The organism is Streptomyces deserti (assembly GCF_054782695.1).
Map to the genome: position 1 here is coordinate 56,946 of NZ_BAAGRZ010000024.1, position 23,211 is coordinate 80,156.

A 23,211-nucleotide genomic window follows, 5' to 3' on the forward strand; every position below is an offset into this window, starting at 1 on the left:
CTGCGGAGAGGTTATGGCGGTGACGGGGCTGCTGGTCGTGTCGGTCATGGCGGTCACCAGCGGCGGGAGTAGCGGTTGCGGAGCCAGATCGCGGCGGCGTTCATCAGCAGCAGGATCGCCAGCAGGAGGATGATCGCGGCGGCGGCCAGGTGGTGGAACTCCTCGCGGGACTGGCTGATCCAGTTGTAGATCTGGACGGGGAGCACGGTGTACTGGCTCTGCAGACCTTCGGGGTTGAACCTGACGAAGGTGACCGCACCGAGCATGATCACGGGCGCCGCTTCACCGATGGCGCGGGACAGGGCGAGGATCGACCCGGTCGCGATACCCGGCACAGCGGCAGGAAGCACCTGGCGCCAGATCGTCTGCCACTGGGTCGCGCCCAGCGCGAGCGACGCCTGCCGGATGGACCTCGGTACGGCCCTGATCGCCTCCCTCGACGAGATGATCACCACGGGCAGCACCAGCAGGGACAGCGTCAGCGAGGCCGTCAGCACCGTCGTACCGAGCGCGAGCTGCCGGGCCAGCAGGCCGAGCCCGAGGATGCCGTAGATGATCGAGGGCACCGCGGCCAGGTTCTGGATGTTGACCTCGATCAGCCGGTTGTACCAGCGGTCCTGGTCCGCGTACTCCTCCAGGTAGATCGCCGCCATGATGCCGGTGGGCAGGCAGAACAGCGCGGTGAAGGCGATGACCCAGATCGTGCCGAAGATCGCGGACTGGGCGCCGGCGTTCTCCGGGAGGCGGATGGAGGGGAAGTTGTTCCACAGCCGGGAGTCCAGGCGCGGCCACGCCTCGACCAGGACATAGGTCAGCAGCGAGACCAGGAAGATGATGCCGATGGCGAGGCAGGCGAGCAGCAGCCAGCGGAAGATGCTCTCGCCCGGCCGCCAGCGCGGTCCGGCCAGCGCTCCGCGGCCGACCGCCGCCGGCCTGGCGTCCTTGACGGGGGCGGTCATTCGTACACCTCACGGTACTTGCGCACCAGCCGGATGCTGATCAGGTTCATCACGAAGGTCGCCAGGAACAGCAGCGCGCCCACGGCGAAGATGGTGTTGTACGAGATCGAGCCGACGGGGACGTCACCGGAGGCGGCGCGCGCGATGAACGCGGTCATCGTCTCCATCTCGCCCAGCGGACTGATCTTGAACTCGGAGCTCACACCCGCCGCGATGAGCACGATCATGGTCTCGCCGACGGCCCGGGAGATGCCGAGAACGCAGGCGGCGACGATGCCGGACAGGGCGGCGGGGACGACGACGCGGACCGAGACCGTGCGCTTGCCAGAGCCCAGCGCGAAGGCGCCCTCGCGCAGCGAATGCGGCACCGCGGATAGGGCGTCCTCGGTGAGCGAGGCGATGGTCGGCACGATCATCACGCCCATCACCAGACCCGCCGCCAGGCCGTTGCGAACAGCGATATCCCAGCTGCTGGGCAGGATGTCCTTCAGCAGCGGCGTGATGAAGGCCAGCGCGAAGAAGCCGTAGACCACGGTGGGGATCCCGGCGAGAACCTCAAGGCTGGGCTTGAGCCACTGGCGGACCCGACGGTTGGCGTACTCGCTCAGGTAGATCGCCGCACCCAGGCCGACGGGCACGGCGATCAGCAGGGCGACGCCGGTGATCACGAGGGTGGCCATCACCAGGGGCAGCACGCCGAACTTCTTGTCGGCGAACAGCGGAGTCCACTCGGTTCCGGTGAGGAACTCGGACACGCTGACCGTCCGGAAGAAGTCCACGGCCGGGGGGATCAGCGAGACGACGATCCCCACGGTGGTGGCCACCGAGACCAGGGCCGCGGTCAGCAGCAGCCCCTTGATCACGGCCTCGCCGTAGCGCGGGCGAGTCCGCCGCAGGGACCGGGAGCCGGTCCCCGCGACGGACTGAGGGGTGGAGCCGGTCACTTAGCGGCTTCCTTCAGCTTGGCCAGGTCCGCCTCAAGCTCCTTTTCCTGCTCGGCGTTGAGCGGGATGAACTTGGCGTCCTCGGCGATCTTCTTGTTGTTCTCGACGTAGTACTCGACGAAGTCGACGACCTCGGGCTTCTTCAGCGACTTGGCCGAGGGGTAGATGAACAGCTGCCGGCCCAGCGGCTTGTACGTGCCGTCCTGCACCGTCTTCACACTCGGCTCGACACAGCCGTTACCGCCGTCGATCTTGAGGACCTTCAGCTTGTCGGCGTTCTCCTCGTAGTAGGAGAAGCCGAAGTAGCCCATGCCGCCCTTGGTCCCGGACACGCCGGTCACGGTGACGTTGTCGTCCTCGCTGCCGCTGTAGTCGGTGCGGGAGGCGCCCTCCTCACCGTTGATCGCCTCGGTGAAGTAGTCGAAGGTGCCCGAGTCGGTGCCCGCCCCGAACAGCTTCAGCGGCTCGTCCGGGAACTTGGCATCGACCTGATTCCAGTTGTTCACCTTCGAGCCGGGCTCCCAGATCTTCTTCAGCTGCTCGACGGTGAGGCACTCCGCCCAGTCGTTGTCCTTGCTCACCACGACGGAGAGACCGTCGTTGGCGACCGAGAACTCCTCGTACTTGACGCCCTCGTCCGCGCAGGTCTTGACCTCCTCGTCCTTGATCGGACGCGAGGCGTTGGAGATATCGGTCTCACCGACACAGAACTTCTTGAAACCGCCACCGGTGCCCGACGTGGCGACGGTGACCCGCACCTTCGGCTGCTCCTCGGCGTAGAACTCCGAGGCGGCGCTGGTCAGCGGAGCCACGGTGCTGGAACCGTCGATCTTCACCGTGCCCGACAGCTCATCGCCACTGCCACCCGAGCCGGCGTCGCCGCCGCCACACGCGCTCGCAGCCAGCATCACAGCAGCCGTCAGGGCCAGCGGAGCCTTGGCCCGGCGCAACGAAGTGGAAATGTTCACGACTCTCGACCCTCGTGATCTGCCGGGCGTGCCGGCGATGGGGACGGGCGCGCTGTGCGCTCCGCTCTGACACCTTGGATCGAAGTCCGACTATATGAACGCAGGGTGTACGGAAGGCCCCTGCCTCATGAATGATAGCTTCCCATCTATATAGATTGATCTTGTTCAAAGTGACGGCAAAGGGGGGGCGGGTGTCTTGAGGGATTCGGGGGCTCTCGTTGACCTTCCAGGGGCTCCCGTTGACCCAAAGGGGGCAGAGTTCGATCGGAGTTCACCGTTCAGCCGCTTCGGCGCGCACGGACGAAGCCTAGCGTCATCCATCGACATCCACCTATGCACCGGTGGCCGTCGCGCTCGCACCCGAATGCGTGGAGGAACTGTGCCCGATCAGCCCGGCGCCCGTACCGGCCGACTCGCCGACCTGCCCCTGCTGCCCGCCCATCACAACACCGCGCGCTCCGCGCTGACCTGCCGCTACCGGTGCGGCGACGCCTGCTCCCACGACGCGCCCAACCGCACGCTCAACCCGTACATCGGCGACGTCATCCAGCACGCCCTCTCCCGCAGAGGCGCCCTCAAAGGCGCCGCCGTGATAGCCCTCGCGACCGGAGCCACCGGGGCGGCAACCACGTCCGCGGCAGCCAAGGGACGCCCGTCCGGTGGACGCCCTCCGCGCGGTCTGGACTTCACCCCGGTCGCCCCGAACACCGCCGACGCCGTCGTCATCCCCGACGGCTACAGCCAGCAGGTCGTCATCCGCTGGGGCGACCCGGTCCTGGCAGGCGCCCCGCGCTTCGACGCGCGTAACCAGAGCGCCAAGGCACAGACGAAGCAGCTCGGCTACAACGCCGACTACATGGCGCTGCTGGACCTGCCGCACCGGCACGGCCAGAAGCTGCTCGTGGTCAACCACGAGTACACCAGCGAGCAGATCATGTTCTACGGCTACGACCCCGACAACCCCACCCGCGAGCAGGCCGAGATCGCCTGGGCTGCACACGGGCTGACCGTCCTCGTCGTACGGGAGGACCGCCGCTCGGGCCGTCTGTGGCCGGTGGTCGGGGATGTCCTCAACCGGCGCATCACCGCCACCACACCGTTCCTGTTCACGGGCCCGGCTGCGGGCAGTGACCTGCTGAAGACCAGCGCCGACCCGACCGGCCGCACGGTGCTGGGCACGCTCAACAACTGCGGCGGCGGCATCACCCCGTGGGGCACCGTGCTGTCCGGCGAGGAGAACTTCAACCAGTACTTCGCCAACGCCGCGGCCGTCACCGACCCGACGGCGAAGGCCCGCCTGGCCCGCTACGGCCTGCCCACCGGGGCCAGCGAGCGCAAGTGGGAGAGGTTCGACGACCGCTTCGACATCGCCAAGGAGCCCAACGAGCCCAACCGGCACGGCTGGGTCGTCGAGATCGACCCGCACGACCCCACGTCTATCCCGCGCAAGCGCACCGCGCTGGGCCGCTTCAAGCACGAGGCCGCCGAGCCGCGCATCACGGCCGACGGCCGCGTCGCGCTCTACATGGGCGATGACGAACGCTTCGACTACCTTTACAAGTTCGTCTCCACGCACGCCTACAAGAAGGGCCACAGCCGCGCCGCCCGCGAGCACAACATGCGGCTGCTCGACGAAGGCACCCTGTACGTCGCGAAGTTCACCGGCGACAGCCCGGCCGCCGAGATCAACGGCACCGGAAAGCTCCCGGCGGACGGGGAGTTCGACGGCAGCGGCGAGTGGATCCCGCTGGCCACCGGCAACAAGTCCCATGTGGAGGGGATGACGGCGGCGGAGGTGTACGTCTTCACCCGCCTGGCCGCCGACAAGGTGGGCGCCACCAAGATGGACCGCCCCGAGGACGTCGAGCCGAACCCGCACACCGGGCGGGTCTACGTCGCGCTGACCAACAACAAGGACCGCGGCGCCGCCGGCAAGGCCGGCCCGGACGAGGCCAACCCGCGCACCGGAAACAAGCACGGCCACGTCCTGGAACTGGAGGAGCGCCGCTCGGACGGCGCCGCGAAGACCTTCCGCTGGAAGCTGCTGCTGGTCTGCGGCGACCCGGACGACCCCTCCACGTACTTCGCCGGCTTCGACAAGAACAAGGTCAGCCCCATCTCCTGCCCGGACAACGTCGCCTTCGACGAGCACGGCAATCTGTGGATCGCCACCGACGGCGCGGCGCTGGGCTACCACGACGGCCTCTTCGCCGTCCCACTCAAGGGCGCGCACCGCGGCCACGTGATGCAGTTCCTGACCATGCCCACGGGCGCCGAGTGCTGCGGCCCCATCATCACCCGCGACCGCATCCTCGTCGCCCCCCAGCACCCGGGCGAGATCGACGGCGCCACCGCCGAGAACCCCGGTTCCGTCTGGCCCGACGGGCCTGGCAACCTGGCCCGCCCTTCGGTCGTCACCGTGTGGGATAACCAGCGCCACGGCTGAGTCACGAACACCACTCTGCCCGACCGTCACACCAGATGGTCGGGCGGGAGTTCTATAGAAATAGAAGCAGGGGCTTTCTGCCAGCAGCGCCTTAAGACGCTTCTGATCTCCATCGCCGCGTGCTAACTCCATAACACCCGGGGCAGGGCATTTAGACGGGTTCCAATAGCCGACGCTACCGTTAAACCTACCGGAATTTTAGTTTGCCAAAAGAGCCCACATCAAAAGGGCGGACGGCTTCGGTGTCATTGGTACGTGCCGTAAACGTGCACCTCCCTGTCGTTGCTATTGCGGGGAAGCCTCACTTGGCCCTGCCGGGCACTCCAAAAGGGGCAGTCATGCTGCGACGCCGAAGCGACTCACCTCGAACTCTTCGATACGCCACTCGTAGCCGGAGTCGAAAATCTCTCCGTGCGCTTCCACGAATCCCGCCACCGCCCACTCCGCAGGCGGCCTGCCAAGGTGATGACTGAGCAGGATGTAGGAAATAAAGGTGTGCATTTGGGTGTCGCCCCAATCCACGCTGTGGCCTACGCATATCGGCGACTCGTCACCTTCACCGCTGCCATAATTGATGCGGCCGAAGCTGTTGCACCCCCGTGTCCTGGCGAAACAGAGATCCGCATAGTCTCCCGCGTAGTATCCGTTCCCGGACGGTTCGGGGAACTGCTCCCACCTTTCCTCAAAGGGAAGAGTGGTGCACTGGATTCCCGCCTTGTTTGCTCGAAGTAAGGCGGTTCGCGTGAAGCCGCTGTGACTGAATACTCGGCAGCCTTTGGCATCAACGTCGAGCATGGCCCCCAGAAGGGCGTCGACGGCGCCGACGGTTACGGGGCGCGCATGGTGCTTACATTCAACAATCTCGCCAGTATTAGGTAGCCAGATGTCTATCTGTCGCGAATACGTATCCGAACTATCCGCGATGCGTCTGTCTAATTCGAAGACTATGCCCTGGTCGCCTGACGTCAGATGGTGCATAACTTGCCACTCGTAAGTCTTTCCGCTCCGAGCTTCCACATGCTCTCCTGTACGTGCATTTGCGCCAGCACCCACTGCGCTGCGGGGTGCCGCTCGAACCCTCGGTTGAATTTTCGGCGATACCTGGCAGCGAGGATGTTCGTGAGATCGCTCGAAGGCCAACCCTGGCCGCGGCGTGTGCGGAAGGCGTCGGTGATCCGGTCCTCGTCGCTGTCACGAGCCAGAATCGCTCTCAGTCTCGCGAGATCCGCTTCCCGGTTGCGACGCAGGCGCCCACGGCTGTCCGCGTCGAGATCGGCGGGTCGGATCACCACCAGGCGCAGCCCGTGAGCGGGGATCTCGGTGTCGCGCCGGGCGTCGTACAGGGCCCGCTGTTCGCCGCGGTGGACGCCGCTGACGGTCAGCCTATCGGGCTTATCGAAGTGCGGCACCGGATGGTCGTGCTGCAATTCCCGGTACTCGACTACGAGTTGGCGCCCAGGCCAGTACGCATCGACCGGCAGCCTGGCCCGCCGCCCGGCCGCCCCCCGGCCTCCCAGCAGCCAGTCGACCTTGTGCTGTGTCAGGGCCGGCTCACCAAGCACCTGATTGCACAGATCGACGACGTACGCCTCGTCGCTCTCGTCTCTCCTGCCCATGGCCGGGCATCATGCCAGCCCTCACTGACAACGAGGGATGAGGTCGATGGCATCCTCGCCAATCGGGTAGCGTACGGTCGAACTTCGCAGGCCATGTACCACCTGGCTCAGGACTACAGGCCCGACCGAATCGCTGATCTCTATTTAAGGCGGTGTCGTGGTGGGTGCTGTAGCCCCGTCCTCCTCCTCGACGGCCCCGCTGTTCCTCGTCGACGGCTTCAACGTGCTGTGGCGCGGCCACTTCGGCTTCCCAGCTCCGATCTTTTCACGGGACAAGTAGCGGAACCTGACCGGGCTCTCCGCCTTCTTCGCCCTCTTGCGGGCGTCCCTGAGAGACGACTTGGACACGGCTCCTGCCGAGGTCTGCGTCGTCCTTGACGGCGAACACGGCAGCGCCGAGCGCAAGGGCGCTCACGCCGACTACAAGGCCAATTCGGAGAACACCCCGGCCGCACGTGAGCCCCTCCAGTTCCTTGCGCCGATGAAGGAAGCCCTCGACGCGTACGGAATTACCTGGGCGGAGATCGACGACGCTGAGGCCGACGACATCGTGGGCACGCTGGTGCACCGCTACACGGACCGCGCGATCCGCATCATGAGCGCCGACCAGGACTACTACCAGCTCCTGGTCGGCAAACGTGTCCGGATCATCAACCGCTCCCGCAAGGCGTCCAAGCGGATCATTACCGACATCGAGGGTCCGTGAGCGATACGGTGTCTCTCCTGACCAGAGGCCCGACTACCGGGCCCTGATCGGCGAAAAGTCGGACAACCTGCCCGGTGTCAAGGGCATCGGCGCCAAGACCGCCGCCCACCTGTTGGCCGGCGGCCTCACGCTCGACGATCTCCGCTCCAGCGGTCGTCTGAGGGGGCCCAAGGGCGAGGCGATCGAGGCGGCGTGGACGGATGTGCTGCGCTGGCGCGACCTGAGCCGAATGCGGCGCGACGTGCCCGTCGCATGGAAGGCGCTCGGTCAGGCGAGCCCGGCCCTCCCGAGGCCCGCGGAAGTCATTGAGATGCTGGGGCTGTGGTGACCATCTCGTCAGTAGCCGTTCCTTCGGCCACGTCGCCAGGCCCAGAGTGCACCGATGGCTGCTATGCCAAGGGCTTGGAGTGCAGCGCCTGTGCCGCCGGGTGCGCCTGCGACCTTTGACGCGGCGAGGACCCCGCAGACCATGAGGAGATACGGCAGCAGGAAGATGATGGTGCGGCCGATACGAACGGGATTCATGGGTCAAATATCCGCATTAGTCCGCCAGTTGGCCAGGGCGATTCCTTGCGTCCGCCGATTGACGGCCTGAGCCGCCAAATCGGCGTTTGGGATGGTGATGTCCTGAAGGAGCTTGACTACGTGCGGGGCGAACGCCTTGGCGTCCTCGGGCTGAAGTCGACCCCAGCAGCCGAGAGCGTTGCCGACAGCGCGGACGGTCGTGCTGTGCTGTGGCCCGAGGTGGAGGTGCCACGACCGAGCCATGAAGATCCAGATCTGCAGGCCGTAGAGGTAGTCCCGGCTGAGCCAGGCGATGTCACCGCGCACGAGGGCGACCGCCAGGGTGTACAGGTGACTGGGACCGTACTGGGTGGCCAACTCGGCGAGTAGCCGATCGGCCTCGTGGGCTGCTTCAGCGAAGCGGTTCTGGATGGCGGTTGCGCATGTGGAAGCGAGCCGTTCGCGGTAGGGCTCTGGCAGTGGCTCGTAGGGCCGGTCGGCTGGTACCGGATCCGTGGTGTGTGGCGACACGGCAGGCGCAGGCGGGGCGATCGACTGAGGCAGGTTGGGGTTGTGGGAGGCCTGCGTCTCGTCGTCCAGGGGGTGGCTAGTGCCGTCGGTATTGACCTGGATCCATGTCGTGTACTGGGCTTGCTCGTCTTGGATCACTGCGCGGATCGGTATCTCCAGCGCGGCAGCCTCCAACTGGAGGTGGGCCAAGACGGCTTCGTTGAGGGTGACGCCGGGCGGTGGGGTGAAAAACTCCTCGTCAATGAAGCAGATCCCATCAGGGGTGATCCGAACGCATACTGCATCGGGAGGTATTGCGTTCACTGCTGGCCCACCTTCTTGTCCGGGAGGAGCGGGATGGTGCTGATGCCGCCGGCGCTCGGGAAGCTCGGCTCAGCCCATCCGCGGTACCGCAGCCGCCAGGCGCCGTTCGTGAGCTCTTTCCGCGGGACGATCGCGATCTTGCCTTGGCGTGGATAGTCGTCTCCGACGTCGTTACTGGCGACCTGGTCATTGCCCAGGTAGAGGGCGACGTGCCCCGCCGATTCGCCGGTGTCGTAGAAGAGCAGCGCTCCCGGGGGCGGTGACATGTTGCCGGGGTGAGCGAGCCCTGCGTCCACGAGCCGGTTCCAGTGAACGTTGGCCGTTGCGGAACCGGAGGAGCCCCAACCATATGCCTGAGCCACGAAGTTGTCGCACATCCGATACCAGCCCGTCTTGCCCGCCTCGTTCCGGGCGCTGGCAATCGCCTGGGCAACGGTGCGCGGATTCTTGACCTTGAACTTGGTGTTGGGGTCCTTGCCGCCGGAGGCGGCTGGGTCATCGCAGCCCGCGCTGATCGAGGTGACAGCATGCGTTCCCCAGGTCTTGGCCACGAGTGCGCCGGCCGCCGACTCCCATTTGGCGTACTCGTTCTGGTACCTCTCGTCTGGGTGTTGGATGCTCGCCGCAACCTTGGTCAAGGACTTCTTCTGCCAGTTGTCGATCTTGACGAGTCGGTCGTAAAACTTCCCGGCCGCGTACACGGGGTCGGTGAGGTCACTGACTGTGCCCCATCCCTGTGATGGCCGCTGCTGGAAGAGCCCCACGCTGTCCAGGTGACCGTGGTGGACGTTGTCGAGCGTGCTCTCCTGCATGGCGACCGCCACGGCGATGACCGCCGCGCGAGGCGAAAGGTGCCGTGTGCGGGCGACGTTGGTGATCGTGCCTGCGTTGCGTACCTGTCGAGCGCTCCACTTCGCGCTGTTCTGCTTGCCTTCCGGGTGTAGAGGCACGGTCACCTGGGATTCGCTGACTTCCTGTGTGCCGTCGAACTTTGGGGCTTCCCCACCGGCGCCCGCTCCGCTTTGCCCGTCTCCCACTGGCTGGAGGCCTGTCTGGCAGGTGTTGGCGTTGGCTTCGGTTGTGGCGCCGCTGACCGTGAGAACGCAGAGCGAGAGCACCGAGACGCCTGCCGCAGCGACACCTATGGCCGTCTTCCCTAGCCCATTCATCCGATCCTCAGTCATAAACGTGTGTTGATGACATGAGGTCAGTGAACAGCACTCGCGAGGCGGGAGCTACCCGCATTGGGTTCAGAGGGTTACCCAGAGGCAGGCCTGTCGAGGGTGGACAGGAGTCACCCACTGGCGCTTGCGGCGGCCGGAAGGGGGCCACTTGAGCATGAGTCGCTCATGCGCAGATCAAGCCGAAGAGTGCCTCTAGCTGCACATTTAAGCGTCGCGGAGGGCTGTTAGGTCGGACTGAAGAGGGAGCTGGCCCCTGGAGTGCCCCCCAGTTCGGTGGCGCCATCAGGGTGCGCTCCCGGCGTCGCGCGGCAGTCTCTCAATCTGTAAACGCTTGTTGTCAAGTTTACGTGTATGTACCTTTCACCGTCACGGCCCGAGTTCGGGCCTGCCTCCGAATCGAGGGTGGAAGGGGAGTCGGGGGATGCCGCAACACCTGGTGGATCTTGCTGCGAGTGGTGACATCGGCACCCTCGTGAACGGGCTGTCCCCGGACTGGGGCCCATTCGGGCAGCTGGGGACGACCGGACGGACGGTGATCCAAGCCCTCATGGCTGGCGTCGTCCTCGTGCTGCTGGGGCGCGCGATTCTCGGCGCAGTGCACCTGAAGGTCGGTGAAGGCCAGCACGACGTGGCCCAGGTCAGCAAGGGCAAGAAGGAGATCGCCGGCAGCCTCGTCGGGGCCTTCGTTGTCGCCTCAATCGGAACAATCTTCACGATCGTCTACGGGATGGGCATATGACCCGCCAGAGCACCCCTGGCAGGGGCACCCGAGTCCTGGTCGACGAGACCCCGATGGACGCGACGGGCGGGAAGCCCTGGTGGCGGGGGATGGCCATTACTGGAGTGATCTTCCTCGCCCTGGTCATCCTCGCCGTGTTCGTGAGCCTGACCGGCGGTAGTGGCGGATCGACGTCCGGCGGCACGTCCGATGGCCAGAGCCAGACTGCACCGGCGGAGCGGAACAACACCGGAGGAGACACCAAGAGCACAGCCAAGAAGCTGGTCAGCGGTGTCCCAGTCGGCTACACCCACAACCAGGCCGGTGCTGTTCAGGCCGCGGTGAACTACCAGGTGGCACGATCGTCTGCCGCGTACTTCACCGACGAGAAGGTCCGGCACGCGACCCTCGCCGCGATGATGACCCGCCAGGCGCTCGACCGGCAGATCCGCAACGACGACAACGCGATGCAGCAGGTCCTCACTTCACTTGGCGTCACCAGTGGTAACGAGGACGAACTGGTCGCTCGGGGCGCAGCGATGGGCACACGGGTCACCACGTACACCGATCAGGTGGCCACCGTCGAGGTGTGGATGGCCGGACTCGTCGGTGTCACGGACAAGAACGCGCCGATGCCCGTGTCCGCGTCCTGGACCACCTACACCCTGACGCTGCAGTGGCAGTCCGGTGACTGGAAGTTGGCGTCGATCACATCCGCCAACGGTCCGACTCCGCTGGATGCAGGCAGCGACGATCCCACGAGCGTCGACGAGTTCCGCACGGCAGATCGGGAGTTCAATGCGCCCCCGTATGCAGGCTGAGACTCGTTATCGGGTGCGTACCCGGCTGACCTGGATCATCGGCCTCACGGCCACGATCTCGATAATGCTTGCCCCGAGCCAGGCTCAAGCGAATGACTTCAGTGACTGGTCATGCAAGAACATTCCGTTTGCGGACAAGGTCTGCAACGTCGTCGAGAAGACGAATCAAGCGATTGATTTCGCGAGCGATCCCCTGGGGTACATCGCCCAGTTCTTCAACAATGCCGTGACCAGCATCTTCACCCAGATGATGAAGGCATTGGGCTCCACCACGCGAATCGACTGGCAGGACCCAGGATTCCTGCGGACCTACACCATGGCCTTCGCCGCATCCACCGTGCTGACCGTGATCTATTGGCTAATCGCCGTGGCCAAAAGGGCGATTCAGGGAGTGCCACCGCTTCAGGCGCTGGGCGAGTCGATCGGCTTTCTCCTCATGTCGGTGCTGGTCTCCGCCTTCGCGCCGCTGGCCATTGCCTACACCGTGCGCATCGTCGATGAGGCTGCCGAAGCCATGTTCAAGCCCGTGGCCGGAGACGCCGCCGACATGGTGGTCACCGTCACGACGGCGATGCTCGCGCTGATGACGATCCCCGGCGGCGCCATCATCGTGATCTTCTTCGCCCTGGCGCTACTGGCGGCGGTCGCCGGCGTGTGGCTGGAGCTCATCGTCCGCAACGCACTGATCCTGTCCGGACTCGTTTTCGGTCCGACTGTTTTCAGCGGGCTTGTAGATCGCGACCTGTGGGGGCACACCAAACGATGGTTCGGCGTCATGGCCGCGATCATCGCCTCGAAATACGTGACATTCACGGTCATCGCACTGGCCTCCGGCACGCTGGCTTCCGACAGCCCCAACAAGAGCCTGGCGCAGTCCTTTGCGACCGTCTTCACTGCTCTGGCGCTGTTGTTCCTTGCCTTCTACATGCCCTTCCAGCTCTCGAAGTTCATCCCCGGATTCGGCGACGAGCTGCGCGACATGTACTCCGCCCGCGACGACCTCAAAGGCCGAGCCAAGAACGTCGGAAGCCAGGCGGGCGACTCCTACGGAGAACTCAAGTCGCGTATGGGCGGAGGCGACGGCGGAGGATCCGGCGAGGACGACGACGGAGAAGATGCCGACGCGGCCGACGGCGACGCAATGACCGGCGGCGAAACCGAGGGAGCCACCGAAGCCGGAGCGGCCGAAGGAGCAGCTGCCGCGACCGGTGTCGGCACGGCGGCCGTGGCCGCGAAGAAGGGCGTCGACAAGGCCAAGAACGAGACGGAAGCCGCAGTCGAACGCGGCGTCGACGGGGCGACCGCCGGTCTCGACTCCGGCGGCTCAGCGGCCCCGTCGTCTGACAGCAGTGACTCCGCCGGCAGCGGTGGCCCCACCGCCGGCGGGGAAGTACCGCCTGCCACCAGCGCTCCCGAAGCCGGAGGACCCGACAGCGCGACGGCCGGCGAGGAGCCCATGGACCCAGGGCCGCAGTCCTCGCCGCCGCCAGAGCCGCTCGACGAGCAGCCGGAACCACCTCCGCCGCCGGACGAGGAGATGCGCTGATGTCCGTCCCGTCGCACGACCAGGAGTAGTTGTGGCACGCACCTTCACATACCCCCGGCCGAGGCCTCGCGGACTGCTCGGCCGGAAGCTCGAAGCCGATGAGCAGCTCGTCTTGGGAGCGGGGCTCGTCGGCGGCCTCCTCGCGGCCTGGATCCTCGCGGGCATCGCGCTGAAGATGGTCAGCTTCGTGCTGATCGCGGGAACCTGCGCCTGGGCGACTCTGGCACCGTACAAGGGGCGGACCTACGTCCGGTGGTTCGAGATCAACCGGACCTACAAGAAGCTGCTCCATGACGGCTCGCTGCTGTACAAGTCGAAGGCGCCGTACGCAGGCCGATTCGCCGACGGCCGCCGCGTCCCCGTCGACGTACCCGTCGGCGTCCCCCGGAACATGCAGTGGATCACGGCACGCACCGCCTTCGGCGAGATCGCGATCGTGCTGCAACCGGACGAGCTGATGTTCACGGCCGTCGTCGAGGTAGAAGGCCAACGCGACTTCGGCAGCCTCGACACCGCGGACAAAGAGGCACTCATCCGGGCCTACGAACACCTGCTCAAGACCACGGCCGACAGCGGCGGACGGATCCGCCGCCTCCAGTGGATCAGCAGGGTCATCCCCACCGACCCCAACGCCCACGCCCGGGACGCTGCCGAGCGCCGCGATGCCGACAGCCCGTCGTGGCTCCAGCAGTCGTACGACGACTTGATCCGACGTGTCGCGGTCACGGCAGAAGACCGCCGACTGCTGCTCGTCGTGGGCATCCCCTACACCTCCGACCTGGTCGCCGAGGCCCGCCGCTACAACACCCTCCACGAGGGATACGCGATCACCCTCGGGCAGGAGATCGAGAGCCTCATCCGGACGCTGGGACGCGGACAGCTGCGCCACGTGCGCAATCTCGACGAAGCCGGCCTGGCCTCCTACCTGCACCATTCTTACGACCCCAGCCACTGGATCGACGACACCACCGGGATGGACCGGGTCACCTGCTGGCCGGCCGTACTGGACGCCCGGAACAAGAAGTACATGGCCTCCCGCAGCTGGGAGGCGTCCGAGGACAACTGGTACTCGATGACCGCCTGGGTGAAGGAACTGCCCGTACTCCCGGTCGGCATCAACTTCCTCGCGCCCGTCCTGCTCTACATCCAGGACATCATCCTGTCGGTCTCCGTGGTCATGGACCTCGTCAGCACCGACCAGGCCATCACCGAGGCAATGGCGGACGCCACCAACGAACTCGGCCAGGCGGACAAAAAGGCCGGACGCATCGAGGACCCCCGAGAACAGAAAGCCCAGCGCGCCTCGCTCAGCACCATGCGGGACATCGCCGACGGCGCGGCGGGCACACGGCTCGCAGCCTGGATCACCGTCACCTCACCCACCCTCGATGCCCTGCGCCGGGATGCCGACACGGTCCGCGCCGGCGCCACCCGCGCCGGACTGCGCCTGGAGTGGTGCGACGGCGAGCACTACCGGGCCTTCGCCAACACCCTGCCCTTCACCGCCGGCCTCCTGAAGGAAGGGCTGTAGCGATGCTGGAGATGCTGCGGCGGCAGTCACAGACCCGTCGACGGGCCATGCGCTCGACCACCAGCCACGCCTGCGGTCTCTACCCGGCGGTCGGCGCGGCCAGCATGGACCCCCGTGGCGTGATCATCGGCCGGGAGGCCTACAGCGGCAAGGCGTACATCTACGACCCGTTCATCCTGTACAACCCCTCGGCACGCGTCCGGCTCGCCAGCGGGCACGCGCTGATCCTGGGCAAGTCGGGCTACGGCAAGTCCGCGCTGGAGAAGACCTACGTCCTGCGCCAATTGCGGTTCCGCGACCGGAGCTTCGCAATCCTGGATGCACAGGGCGAGGACGGCGCCGGGGAATGGGACGGCATCGCACGGCAGTTGGGCATCACGCCGATCCGGCTTGTCTACGGAGCGGGCGACGTCGGCGAAGGGGTGCGGATCAACCCGCTCGACGGCCGTATCCCTGCCGAGCACCAGTTCAAGGTGCTCGTTTCCATGATGGAGATCCTCACCGGCACCCTCACCTCGCAGACCAAGTTCGCCCTGGCAGAGGCCCACAAGATGGCCACCGCCACAGCCCGCGAGCAGCAACGCGTGGCGATCCTCTCCGATGTCCTGGACGCGCTGACCGCTCCACAGCCGACCCTTCTTGGGCAACAGCCGGTCACCCCCGAAGAGTTGGTGGAATGGGGTCAGCCGGCCGCGCTGGCCCTGGACTCGCTGTGCAACCCCAGCCGTGACTTGGCGGGCATGTTCGACGGGCCGACGACCGAAGGGATCGATCTCGACGCCCGTTTGATCGTCTTCGATTTGACGAAGCTGCCGCGCGAGGGCGAAGCCATGCCGCTGCTGATGGCGGTCATCGGCCCCTGGCTGAGGTTCGGATGGATCAAGCCGAATGACCGGATCAAAAGAACTTTGATCGTCGAGGAGGCCTGGCACATCCTCTCCCACCGCCCGGTGGCAAGGTTGTTCGAGGAGCTGGTCCGCTACGGCAGGCGCCTGGGGTTGTCCTTCTGGGCGGTCCTGCATCACCTCGGAGATCTGCTTCTGGAGCAGGCCCCGGAGGCGGCGGCGATCCTGAAATTGACGGCAACCCGGGTCCTATATCACATGGACCGGGACGAGGCCGAGACCACTGCCAACTACCTGGGACTTCCCGACTGGGCGCGTAAGGCGCTGGCGGACGGATCCAACGTGTGCGCGCCAGGACGGGCCATCTGGCAGGTGGGATCGCGGATCAACCTGGTGGAGCATATCCGGACCCCGCTGGAGATCCGGCTGACGGACACCAACCGCCGGATGTCGGAGGGGCAGCGGGAGCACGCAGACCGCCGCGGCGCACAGGCGTCGGCGCCGATGATACGCCTCCACAAGGGGGCGGCATGATGCCGAAAGCCGCCACCCCGAAGACCGCGGCACGCCTGCGCCTCGGCCGCGACGCCGTATGGATCATCCCGCTGATCGCGGCTTTCGTGCTCACCGCGCTGTTGTGGCTGACCGCGATCCTGTCCGGCCTCCTGGCACACGGACGGCCGGCGGCCATCAGCTGGGACTCCGCGGGCCACGCGGTCGTCGCGGTCTTCCGCCACCCCGGCGACCCCGCAGATGCCTGGCCGCCCAGCGCGGGTGTGGCCGGCCCGTTCGTGTTCTGGCCCACCTTCCTCCTCCTGCTCACCGGGGCGATCTGGGGGACATGGAAGACGTACTGGTGGTGGAAGCACCGCGGCGCCGACGGCGCCGACGGGATGGCAACCCGGGCCCAGCTGGAAAAGGCCATGGGCGAGCAACAGGCTCTGTCCCGTGCCGGATCATTGCGTCCCACGCTGGCCGAGCAAAAGCCCAAAGCCCTCACCATCCGTGACGTCGCCGTCTACATCGGCAGCGCAGACCCCTCGGAAATCCCGCTCTGGATCACGATCGAGGAGTCGATGATCCTGGTCGCCCCGCCGCGCGAGGGAAAAACCTCCCAGATCATCCTCCCCGAAATCCTCGAATTCCGAGGAACGGTCCTCGCGACCAGCAGCAAGACAGACGTCCTCTACAACACCGCACTTCTGCGGCAAGAACACGGGCCTGTTTGGGTTCTGGACCCAACAGGGCTGTCCGGCTGGCCGAATCAGCTCCGCTGGCCACTGACCGCAGGCTGCGAGGAATACCAGGTAGCGCGCAAGCGGGCCGAGACCCTCGCGGCGACCACGAAATCTGAGGAAGGGACAAAGAATGGCGGTTATTTCGCGCTCAACGCGAAAACCCTTATTACCTGCTGGCTGCACGCTGCAGCCCTCCACAAGCGTCCGGTCCTCGACGTGCTGGCCTGGGCGACGGACCCCGACAACCGCGAGGCCGTCGACCTTCTGGCAGCCAAGGGCAAGCATCTGCTCGCCGCCGCGCTCGCCGGCCAGCACGCCGCGGCCGAGGAGGAACGTTCCGCCACCTGGAGGACCGCGGAGCAGAGCTTCATCGCACTCTATGACGAGAAGGTCGCTGAGATCTTCGCCCCCCAGGGTGACGTCGAGGTCTTCGACATCGAAACGTACCTCAGGGAGTCCGGGACACTATTTCTGATTGGTGAGGACGAAGAGGGAAGCGCCTTGGCGCCGCTGAATGCAGCGTTCGCCAAAGCGATGTTCGACACCGCCAAGAGGGTCGCGGCCCGCAGCCCTAACGGTCGCCTTCCGATTCCGCTCGGCTGCTTCCTGGACGAGCTGGCCAACGTGGCGCCCCTACCGGAAATTCCGAGTCTGATGAGCGTCAGCGGATCGCAGAACATTTTCATCATGGCCGTGCTTCAGGGCTATGCCCAAGCAGAGGAGCGCTGGGGCGCCCTGGGCGTGAGGAAAATGTTCGCCAGCGGCACTGTGAAGGTCTTCCTGGGCGGTATCAGCGACCCCGAAGAGCTGAAGTCCTATAGCTCTCTCGCGGGTGAATTCGACGAGGACGTAGAGACCGTATCCGACGACGGGGACCGGGTCTCGGTGTCCACCTCAGTCCGCCGCCGCGCCGTCGTCGAGCCAGCCACGATCCGGATGATCCCGGAGCGCGGCGGAATGGTGTTCCATCGCCGCACCCCCGCCACGCTCGTCAAGTTCGTCCGTGCCCACGAGGGGCCACGGGCGGCGCAGATCAAGGAAGCCACCCGCAGGGCGCACGAGATGGTCGACGACCGCGTGAGGCTGGAGAAGGCGCGCGGCCATGGCTAACGGCTTCGATGACATCTTCGCGGAACTCACCAACATCAACGCCGAGCAGGTGCTCCTGAGCGAGCGCGTCAAGCTGCTGGAGGAGCAGCTGGCGGCAGGAGGATCCGGCAGCGGGGCGGCCGACGGCGAGCAGGAACGCCCGGTCGGCGCCCCGGTGAGGTGGGACGAACTCGACGCCGAGGAACGCGCCGTGCTCTGGCCGCAGTTCGTCCGCTGGGTGATCTGGGTCGCCGACCGGTACGAGATGACCACGGATCAGTTGCCCAGACAGTGCTGGTGGAAGCACGGCGCGGTCGTCGAGGAGCTCACTGCGCTCTGGACCTCCCACGAGTCGGCCTACGCAAGCGGTGAGGACGGGGGGTCTGCGCCGTACCTGTGGCAAGACGCCCTGGCCCGAGCCTTGGAGCGCATGGGCCGGTTCTGGCTCGGCTCATGCCGAAACGGCCAGCACCGGGCCCGTCACCGCGATGCCCCCTGGGGCGAAGACGCGGAGTACCTCGCTCTGCTCCTGGCCGCGGGAGGTCCCGAGCCCGACGGCGATGCGCCAGGCACGCCCGAGGAGGACCGGCCCGATTCGGACGAGGACGGCAGCGGATGACGACACCAGCCGGGAGCCAGGCATGGTCATGAACAGATACGGGCGCGCCGCTCTAGCCCACTGGCGTGAGCATCTGCCCGGCCAGTACGGGAAACGCGCGGAGTGTAGTGGTCACCGGACTCCAACCCGCCCTACGGCGTGGACTGGAAGAACATCGCCTCACCAGGGCGAGTTGTGCGATGAGGGCCTCGCCGTATGCCTCGGTTAGGCCGAACACCTTGTTCAACGACCTGTCGGAGTCTGCCGTCGCCGGACTGACCTTCGGTCAGCCGGTCGCGCTGGGCGAGCCAGCCATGAAGCGTGTACGCCGTCGTGTCGAGGTCGCCTTCGATGACCTTCGCCGCGCGTGAGGACGGGGCAAGAGGTATGAGCCGTCCGCCCCCGGCGGTCACCGCATCGCGTACAAGCTGCAAGGCAGTCGTCTTACCCGCGCCGGCCGGGCCGATGCCGCCGACAACGAGCCGGTCGGAGCAAGCGAACGCCTTCGCGAGCCGACGCTGCCCGGTGTCCAGCTCATGGCCCTGGAAACTGTCGGCGACCTGCGCGAACCGGTCCCCGGCGAGCGCGGGGACCACCTCGGTGCGCGCCGCGTTCAGGACCCGATCCTCAGCGGCCAGGACCTCCCGGGACGTGTACAGGAGGGACTCGCGGCGCCGGTAGATGCTCGTGCCGTCGGCTCGCAGAAGAGGGGCGAAGGGCCGATGCAGGTCGGGCGGCGTGATGCTCAGCGAACCATGCGACAGCACGCGTTCGGTGATCCGCTCGGCGAGCCCGTCGGCCGCGGTGCTGCGGCCCCGGCTGAGCCGTACGACGTGGCGTCGTGCCTCGGCCAGCACATGCCGCTCGCCCCACACGGCTCTCTGCTCGGACACCACGGCAAGGACGTCCTCAGCAGCCTGCGTCACGTCGATCTCAGTGAGACCACTGCTGCCGTCACCGGAGTGGGACGCGTGGGCCTGCGCCGTACGCAGCAGCGCATCGACTCGTTCCCGGCCGACCGCGGCGATGGCCTGCCTGCGCCACATCGCACGCAACTGGGCCAGGGACCGCCCCTTCGTCTTCGTCGGCCTCGTCTCCAGCGTCGCCTGCTGGATGAGCGCCATCCGGGCCGCCGTTCCCGGCTCCTTGCCGTGCTCCTGGCGGTAAGCGTGCAGCAGTTCCTCCAGCCGCCGGCCGATGTCGCGCGTCCGCTTTGAATGCGGCTGCAGCACCCCGCGGTCGAAGCCCTTGATTCCCATCACCGGGCGCTTGCCCGGCGTGACCTCGCGCTCCTCGGCCTCCAGCCCGAGCCGCGCGCATACCTTCTCGACCAGGAGCTGGTTGTAGTACTCGGAGGCGGCAACTGCCATCGCGTACAGGAGTTTCCCGTCGATCGACCGCCACTTGCCGTCGGCCCCGCGGACCTTGTTCGCCACGACCAGGTGGTGGTGGAGAAGGGGCTCGCCGAGCCGGTTGTCGTGGTGACGGAAGAGGGTGGCGACCAGTCCGCCCTTCACGTCCTCCTGGGCAATGCCGTTGATGCCGGTCCGGGTGGCGAGTGCGTGCTCCTCGATCCAGGCGACCGTCTCAAGGACCGCCTCCTCGTCGCACTCGATCGTGATCCGGCAGACGTCTTCGTCACCGTCGCCGAACAGGCCTTTGCTGATCTCTTCCGGTCCTCGTAGGACGAGGTCGTAGGCGGCAACCGCCTGTTGCTTCGAGGCGGTGTTGGCGCTGATGTACCGGGCGAGTTCCTCAGCGTCCTTGGGCGAGCGGCCGAAGTCCGCCCGGAAGGCGATGGCGCCAGCCTTGGCACGCAACTGTCTGCGCTCGTCGGCGGTGGCCTCCCGTCCCTTGCGGCTTTCGAAGGCCTCGATCTCATCTTGGATCTTCGCCGCGAGCGGGCCGGCGTTCTGGTCGTACCGGTAGTAGCGACGGCCCAGGCGGGCTCGGCGGGTGGCCTCGGCGGGCGAGAGGCCCTCGTCCACAGCTGCCTTGATGATCTCGTCCGCGTTCGGGTGCAGCCCCTCGCCGTACAAGGCCTCCATTTGCCGCTCGGTCACCGTCCCGGACATGCCCAGTTCAGCGATTCCACCGCCTACCCACACGCCCGGTGGATTTCCTTCTGCCGTGTAGTAATCGCCCAGGTCACGGTCTGCGGAACGGCGCACATCTCCGGTGACGGTCTCGCTCGTGTAATAGCGATAGCCATCCCCAGCTGAGAGCTTGTGGATGGTCATCATGCACTCAGATTACCTTGTGTCATTGTGAATGCAAGAGCTTTGACCGCGAAGAAGGGGGGTGCAAGGAAGGGGAGTTGGCGAGCGAGGGACGAGCCGAGCCAACGAGCCGACCTGCACCTTCCTTCTTCGCGGACCGCGAAGCGCCACGGTTTTCCGCAGGTCCGCTCTCCTGAGCGGACCTGCGGAAAACCGCGCAGTTCGCGTTATCCACAAGCAAGATCAACTCATTCTGATTGCCTCTGAATGCCTCTGAGTGCGTCATTTGAAGAAGGCCCCCAATTCCCCATGTGGCGGGGGCGGATTCATCGGCCACAATGGCCCAGAACCCATCGCTCAGGGGAGGCAAGTTCGATGGCTCAACGCAGGCCGAGGAAATCGGCGCGCGAGGTCGAGGCCCGCGAGAGAGTACGCGCGCGCCGGGCCGAGCACTGGGCACGTGAGCGTCAGCTGGAGGACCTTGCGACCGACTACGAAGTGGCGGCGCAGGAGATCACGGACGTCACCACGGAGGCCGAAGAGAAGATCGCCGCGTACGCCGCCCGGCTCCGTGGCGAAGCCGAGACCGCGAAGCAGAAGCTGCTGGACCGACAGGCCGAGAGCGTCGGTCAGATGCTCAAGCTCGACGGCGTTCGTTCAGTGGCCGATCGGCTCGGCGAGTCCGTGGATACCGTCCGCAAGGCCGCCGCCAGACCGGACAGAGCACCGGAAAGCGGGAAGCTGGATCACGGCCTCGCAGCGGCGCGGTCGACCGGACAGGAGGCGGCAGGAGCCCAGCCTGTTACCCGTCCGATCCCGCCAGCGAATGCGGCGGCCACGGCGTCTTCCGGACCGGCGACCGCAGGGCCGGCTGAGCAGAGCGCGGCCTCGGCATGAGAGGGGAAGGGATGACGCGTATCGGGCTGACTGAACGGCCGATCGAGGACCTGGATCCCGAGTGGATCGGCCTCAAGATGGAGGTGGAGGACGAACAGGGGGTGACGATCGGCTTCCGGCTTGGCCGGTACGAGAAGACGACCATGGACGGCAAGCCCATGTGGCGCCTCTTCAGCGACCAACCCGCGTGGAGCGTCACCGTGCACGGGGGAACCAAGCTGCGCTGCGTGTCCCAGCCTCCCACCGTAGGGAGCCAGGCCGGTCACTACGCACAACAGCCCGTGCCGGCCGCCCACCCTGCGCCGCAGGTGCCCCAGTACCCGGTCGCAGGGCCCCCGGGGCCGACTCCTCGAAACCCGCAGTCCTGGGTAACTCCTCCAACGCACCAACACGGACGGCAGCACTAGGCAGCGAACGCACGAAGCCGCGGCTCCCGGCACCGACGAAGAGGAAGTCGGTACCGGGAGCCGCGGCTTCGTGTGGACGATCTGCCGCTTCGCACCGCGGGACTGCGTCTGATCAGGAGCGGCGCGAAACCATGCACGGGCACTCGGTGAGGCGGTCCCAGGGGAGACGCGCGTGCCACGTGACCGAAGCCCCTTCTGTTAGTGCATGGAGGTCTCTGGGAGCGATCCAGGGGAGGTCCTGGAACGCCAACAGAGCAACGTCCAGGCCGCTGATGACGTCGTAGCCGAAAAGCAGGGAGCGGCGCTGCAGCGATGCCCTGTTTTCGTCTGTGTTCGGCATGAAGGCGGAGGACGTGAAGGTCCCCCGCACTTCGAGGAACTCGCGGTGGGTGAAGTCGTCCAGGCCCACGTGCTCGCTGAGTCTCGGCAAGATCATTTCGCGAGCGCGGGCTATGTCGGCGTTGACCTCCTGCAGGAGGACGGCGAACTCTTCGGCGGACATGATCGGCTTTGGCATTGGGTGCCTTTCTCGGAGCGATCGGTGGGGCGGAGAGCGCCGACTGTTTGGTTCAGCGGCGGCTCATCACGCCCCTGGACGCTCGCGGCACGCGAGCGATAGGGGTGGAGGCCGGGCGCGTTGCCGGTGCGGCAGGGGCGGCGGGGGCGTGCTCGTGCTCGGGGTGCTGCCGCGTGTCGCGACGTACAGGCTGGGCGTAGCGCTGGAGGATGCGGGCGACAGCGGCGGCGGCGTTCGCGTCGTCGGAGAACAGGTCGCGCTCCCAGAACTCCCATGGTCGGCCGCGGCGTCGTTCGAACGCGCCCATGTACCCGAGGTCTCCCCACTCGGCGCCGCCCGGGTCGCTCGCCCGGCACGTCCAGCCATAGCCGTTCAGGTTCTCGGGGTTGATCTCGGTGACGACCAGGTGGCCCCACGGGGAGTGGTAGACGATGCACGGCGATGCTTCCGGCTTGCGGCGCGGGTCGAGCGGTGCAAGGGAGCGCAGCACGCGCGCGCCCGGGTAGAAGTTGTGACCGCGCAGCGCGCGCTGTGTCTCGAACAGAGGCATGTCGGAGAGCGGATGGAATCGGGGAATGCGCAGTCCCATGGGGGTGCTCCGTTCGGTGGCGGGTGGCCCGGGGC

22 protein-coding genes are annotated in these 23,211 nt (G+C 66.5%); 12 read left to right on the forward strand and 10 right to left on the reverse strand.

Going from position 1 to position 23,211, the window contains the following annotated elements:
- Positions 1–53: 53 nt before the first annotated feature.
- The 3 genes from pstA to ACYVMZ_RS29685 are packed head-to-tail and all read right to left on the reverse strand — an operon-like array spanning position 54 to position 2,871.
- On the reverse strand, positions 54–959 hold the full coding sequence (gene pstA, locus ACYVMZ_RS29675) for a phosphate ABC transporter permease PstA (RefSeq protein ID WP_461085050.1): 906 nt from the start codon (positions 957–959) through the stop codon (positions 54–56).
- Complete coding sequence (gene pstC, locus ACYVMZ_RS29680) at positions 956–1,903, reverse strand: phosphate ABC transporter permease subunit PstC (RefSeq protein ID WP_461085052.1); 948 nt, start codon at positions 1,901–1,903, stop codon at positions 956–958. The genes pstA and pstC overlap by 4 nt, the downstream gene beginning before the upstream one ends.
- The gene (locus ACYVMZ_RS29685; protein ID WP_461085054.1) at positions 1,900–2,871 is read right to left on the reverse strand and encodes a PstS family phosphate ABC transporter substrate-binding protein; all 972 of its coding nucleotides are present in this window, start codon (positions 2,869–2,871) and stop codon (positions 1,900–1,902) included. The genes pstC and ACYVMZ_RS29685 overlap by 4 nt, the downstream gene beginning before the upstream one ends.
- Positions 2,872–3,250: 379 nt before the next feature.
- Here ACYVMZ_RS29685 and ACYVMZ_RS29690 point away from each other — a divergent pair, with 379 nt between their 5' ends.
- Positions 3,251–5,317: a PhoX family protein gene (locus ACYVMZ_RS29690; RefSeq protein WP_461085056.1), complete on the forward strand. Its 2,067-nt coding sequence runs from the start codon at positions 3,251–3,253 to the stop codon at positions 5,315–5,317.
- A 336-nt stretch (positions 5,318–5,653) separates the two neighbouring features.
- On the opposite strand, the gene ACYVMZ_RS29695 is transcribed toward ACYVMZ_RS29690, so the two are convergent.
- Together ACYVMZ_RS29695 and ACYVMZ_RS29700 are read right to left on the reverse strand one after the other, a co-directional pair.
- A complete protein-coding gene (locus tag ACYVMZ_RS29695) occupies positions 5,654–6,295 on the reverse strand; it encodes a restriction endonuclease (RefSeq protein WP_461085058.1) in 642 nt (213 codons plus the stop codon).
- Positions 6,283–6,933: a hypothetical protein gene (locus ACYVMZ_RS29700; protein WP_461085060.1), complete on the reverse strand. Its 651-nt coding sequence runs from the start codon at positions 6,931–6,933 to the stop codon at positions 6,283–6,285. Before ACYVMZ_RS29700 ends, ACYVMZ_RS29695 begins: the two co-directional genes overlap by 13 nt.
- A gap of 157 nt (positions 6,934–7,090) precedes the next feature.
- Here ACYVMZ_RS29700 and ACYVMZ_RS29705 point away from each other — a divergent pair, with 157 nt between their 5' ends.
- The 3 genes from ACYVMZ_RS29705 to ACYVMZ_RS29715 are packed head-to-tail and all read left to right on the forward strand — an operon-like array spanning position 7,091 to position 7,967.
- Positions 7,091–7,213: a hypothetical protein gene (locus ACYVMZ_RS29705; protein ID WP_461085062.1), complete on the forward strand. Its 123-nt coding sequence runs from the start codon at positions 7,091–7,093 to the stop codon at positions 7,211–7,213.
- Between the two features lie 60 nt (positions 7,214–7,273).
- The gene (locus tag ACYVMZ_RS29710; protein WP_461085064.1) at positions 7,274–7,639 is read left to right on the forward strand and encodes a hypothetical protein; all 366 of its coding nucleotides are present in this window, start codon (positions 7,274–7,276) and stop codon (positions 7,637–7,639) included.
- A complete protein-coding gene (locus ACYVMZ_RS29715; protein WP_461085066.1) occupies positions 7,572–7,967 on the forward strand; it encodes a 5'-3' exonuclease H3TH domain-containing protein in 396 nt (131 codons plus the stop codon). The genes ACYVMZ_RS29710 and ACYVMZ_RS29715 overlap by 68 nt, the downstream gene beginning before the upstream one ends.
- Before the next feature lie 200 nt (positions 7,968–8,167).
- On the opposite strand, the gene ACYVMZ_RS29720 is transcribed toward ACYVMZ_RS29715, so the two are convergent.
- Positions 8,168–8,977, reverse strand: coding sequence for a hypothetical protein (locus ACYVMZ_RS29720; RefSeq protein ID WP_461085068.1), 810 nt, complete (start codon positions 8,975–8,977; stop codon positions 8,168–8,170).
- Positions 8,974–10,161, reverse strand: coding sequence for a hypothetical protein (locus tag ACYVMZ_RS29725; RefSeq protein ID WP_461085070.1), 1,188 nt, complete (start codon positions 10,159–10,161; stop codon positions 8,974–8,976). The genes ACYVMZ_RS29720 and ACYVMZ_RS29725 overlap by 4 nt, the downstream gene beginning before the upstream one ends.
- A 421-nt stretch (positions 10,162–10,582) precedes the next feature.
- Here ACYVMZ_RS29725 and ACYVMZ_RS29730 point away from each other — a divergent pair, with 421 nt between their 5' ends.
- From ACYVMZ_RS29730 to ACYVMZ_RS29760, 7 genes are read left to right on the forward strand one after another with little or no spacing between them, the layout of a single operon-like run.
- Positions 10,583–10,900 carry a hypothetical protein gene (locus ACYVMZ_RS29730; protein WP_031112459.1) on the forward strand — a complete coding sequence of 106 codons (318 nt, stop codon included), beginning with the start codon at positions 10,583–10,585 and terminating at the stop codon, positions 10,898–10,900.
- Between the two features lie 53 nt (positions 10,901–10,953).
- Entirely contained in the window at positions 10,954–11,700 is a 747-nt protein-coding gene (locus tag ACYVMZ_RS29735; protein ID WP_461085072.1) for a hypothetical protein, read from the forward strand.
- Positions 11,690–13,246, forward strand: coding sequence for a hypothetical protein (locus tag ACYVMZ_RS29740; RefSeq protein WP_461085074.1), 1,557 nt, complete (start codon positions 11,690–11,692; stop codon positions 13,244–13,246). The genes ACYVMZ_RS29735 and ACYVMZ_RS29740 overlap by 11 nt, the downstream gene beginning before the upstream one ends.
- Before the next feature lie 31 nt (positions 13,247–13,277).
- Positions 13,278–14,777: an SCO6880 family protein gene (locus ACYVMZ_RS29745; RefSeq protein WP_461085076.1), complete on the forward strand. Its 1,500-nt coding sequence runs from the start codon at positions 13,278–13,280 to the stop codon at positions 14,775–14,777.
- Between the two features lie 2 nt (positions 14,778–14,779).
- Positions 14,780–16,156, forward strand: coding sequence for an ATP/GTP-binding protein (locus ACYVMZ_RS29750; protein ID WP_461085078.1), 1,377 nt, complete (start codon positions 14,780–14,782; stop codon positions 16,154–16,156).
- A complete protein-coding gene (locus ACYVMZ_RS29755; protein ID WP_461085080.1) occupies positions 16,153–17,970 on the forward strand; it encodes a type IV secretory system conjugative DNA transfer family protein in 1,818 nt (605 codons plus the stop codon). Before ACYVMZ_RS29750 ends, ACYVMZ_RS29755 begins: the two co-directional genes overlap by 4 nt.
- Positions 17,963–18,568 carry a hypothetical protein gene (locus tag ACYVMZ_RS29760; protein WP_461085082.1) on the forward strand — a complete coding sequence of 202 codons (606 nt, stop codon included), beginning with the start codon at positions 17,963–17,965 and terminating at the stop codon, positions 18,566–18,568. Before ACYVMZ_RS29755 ends, ACYVMZ_RS29760 begins: the two co-directional genes overlap by 8 nt.
- A 131-nt stretch (positions 18,569–18,699) precedes the next feature.
- Here ACYVMZ_RS29760 and mobF read toward each other — a convergent pair whose 3' ends face one another.
- Positions 18,700–20,790, reverse strand: coding sequence for a MobF family relaxase (gene mobF / locus ACYVMZ_RS29765; protein WP_461085084.1), 2,091 nt, complete (start codon positions 20,788–20,790; stop codon positions 18,700–18,702).
- A gap of 351 nt (positions 20,791–21,141) precedes the next feature.
- Between mobF and ACYVMZ_RS29770 the strand changes: the two genes are divergently transcribed.
- Complete coding sequence (locus ACYVMZ_RS29770; RefSeq protein ID WP_461085086.1) at positions 21,142–21,663, forward strand: hypothetical protein; 522 nt, start codon at positions 21,142–21,144, stop codon at positions 21,661–21,663.
- A 519-nt stretch (positions 21,664–22,182) separates the two neighbouring features.
- On the opposite strand, the gene ACYVMZ_RS29775 is transcribed toward ACYVMZ_RS29770, so the two are convergent.
- A complete protein-coding gene (locus ACYVMZ_RS29775; protein WP_461085088.1) occupies positions 22,183–22,587 on the reverse strand; it encodes a hypothetical protein in 405 nt (134 codons plus the stop codon).
- Positions 22,588–22,639: 52 nt separating this feature from the next.
- Positions 22,640–23,176, reverse strand: coding sequence for a hypothetical protein (locus ACYVMZ_RS29780; protein WP_461085090.1), 537 nt, complete (start codon positions 23,174–23,176; stop codon positions 22,640–22,642).
- Positions 23,177–23,211 lie beyond the last annotated feature (35 nt).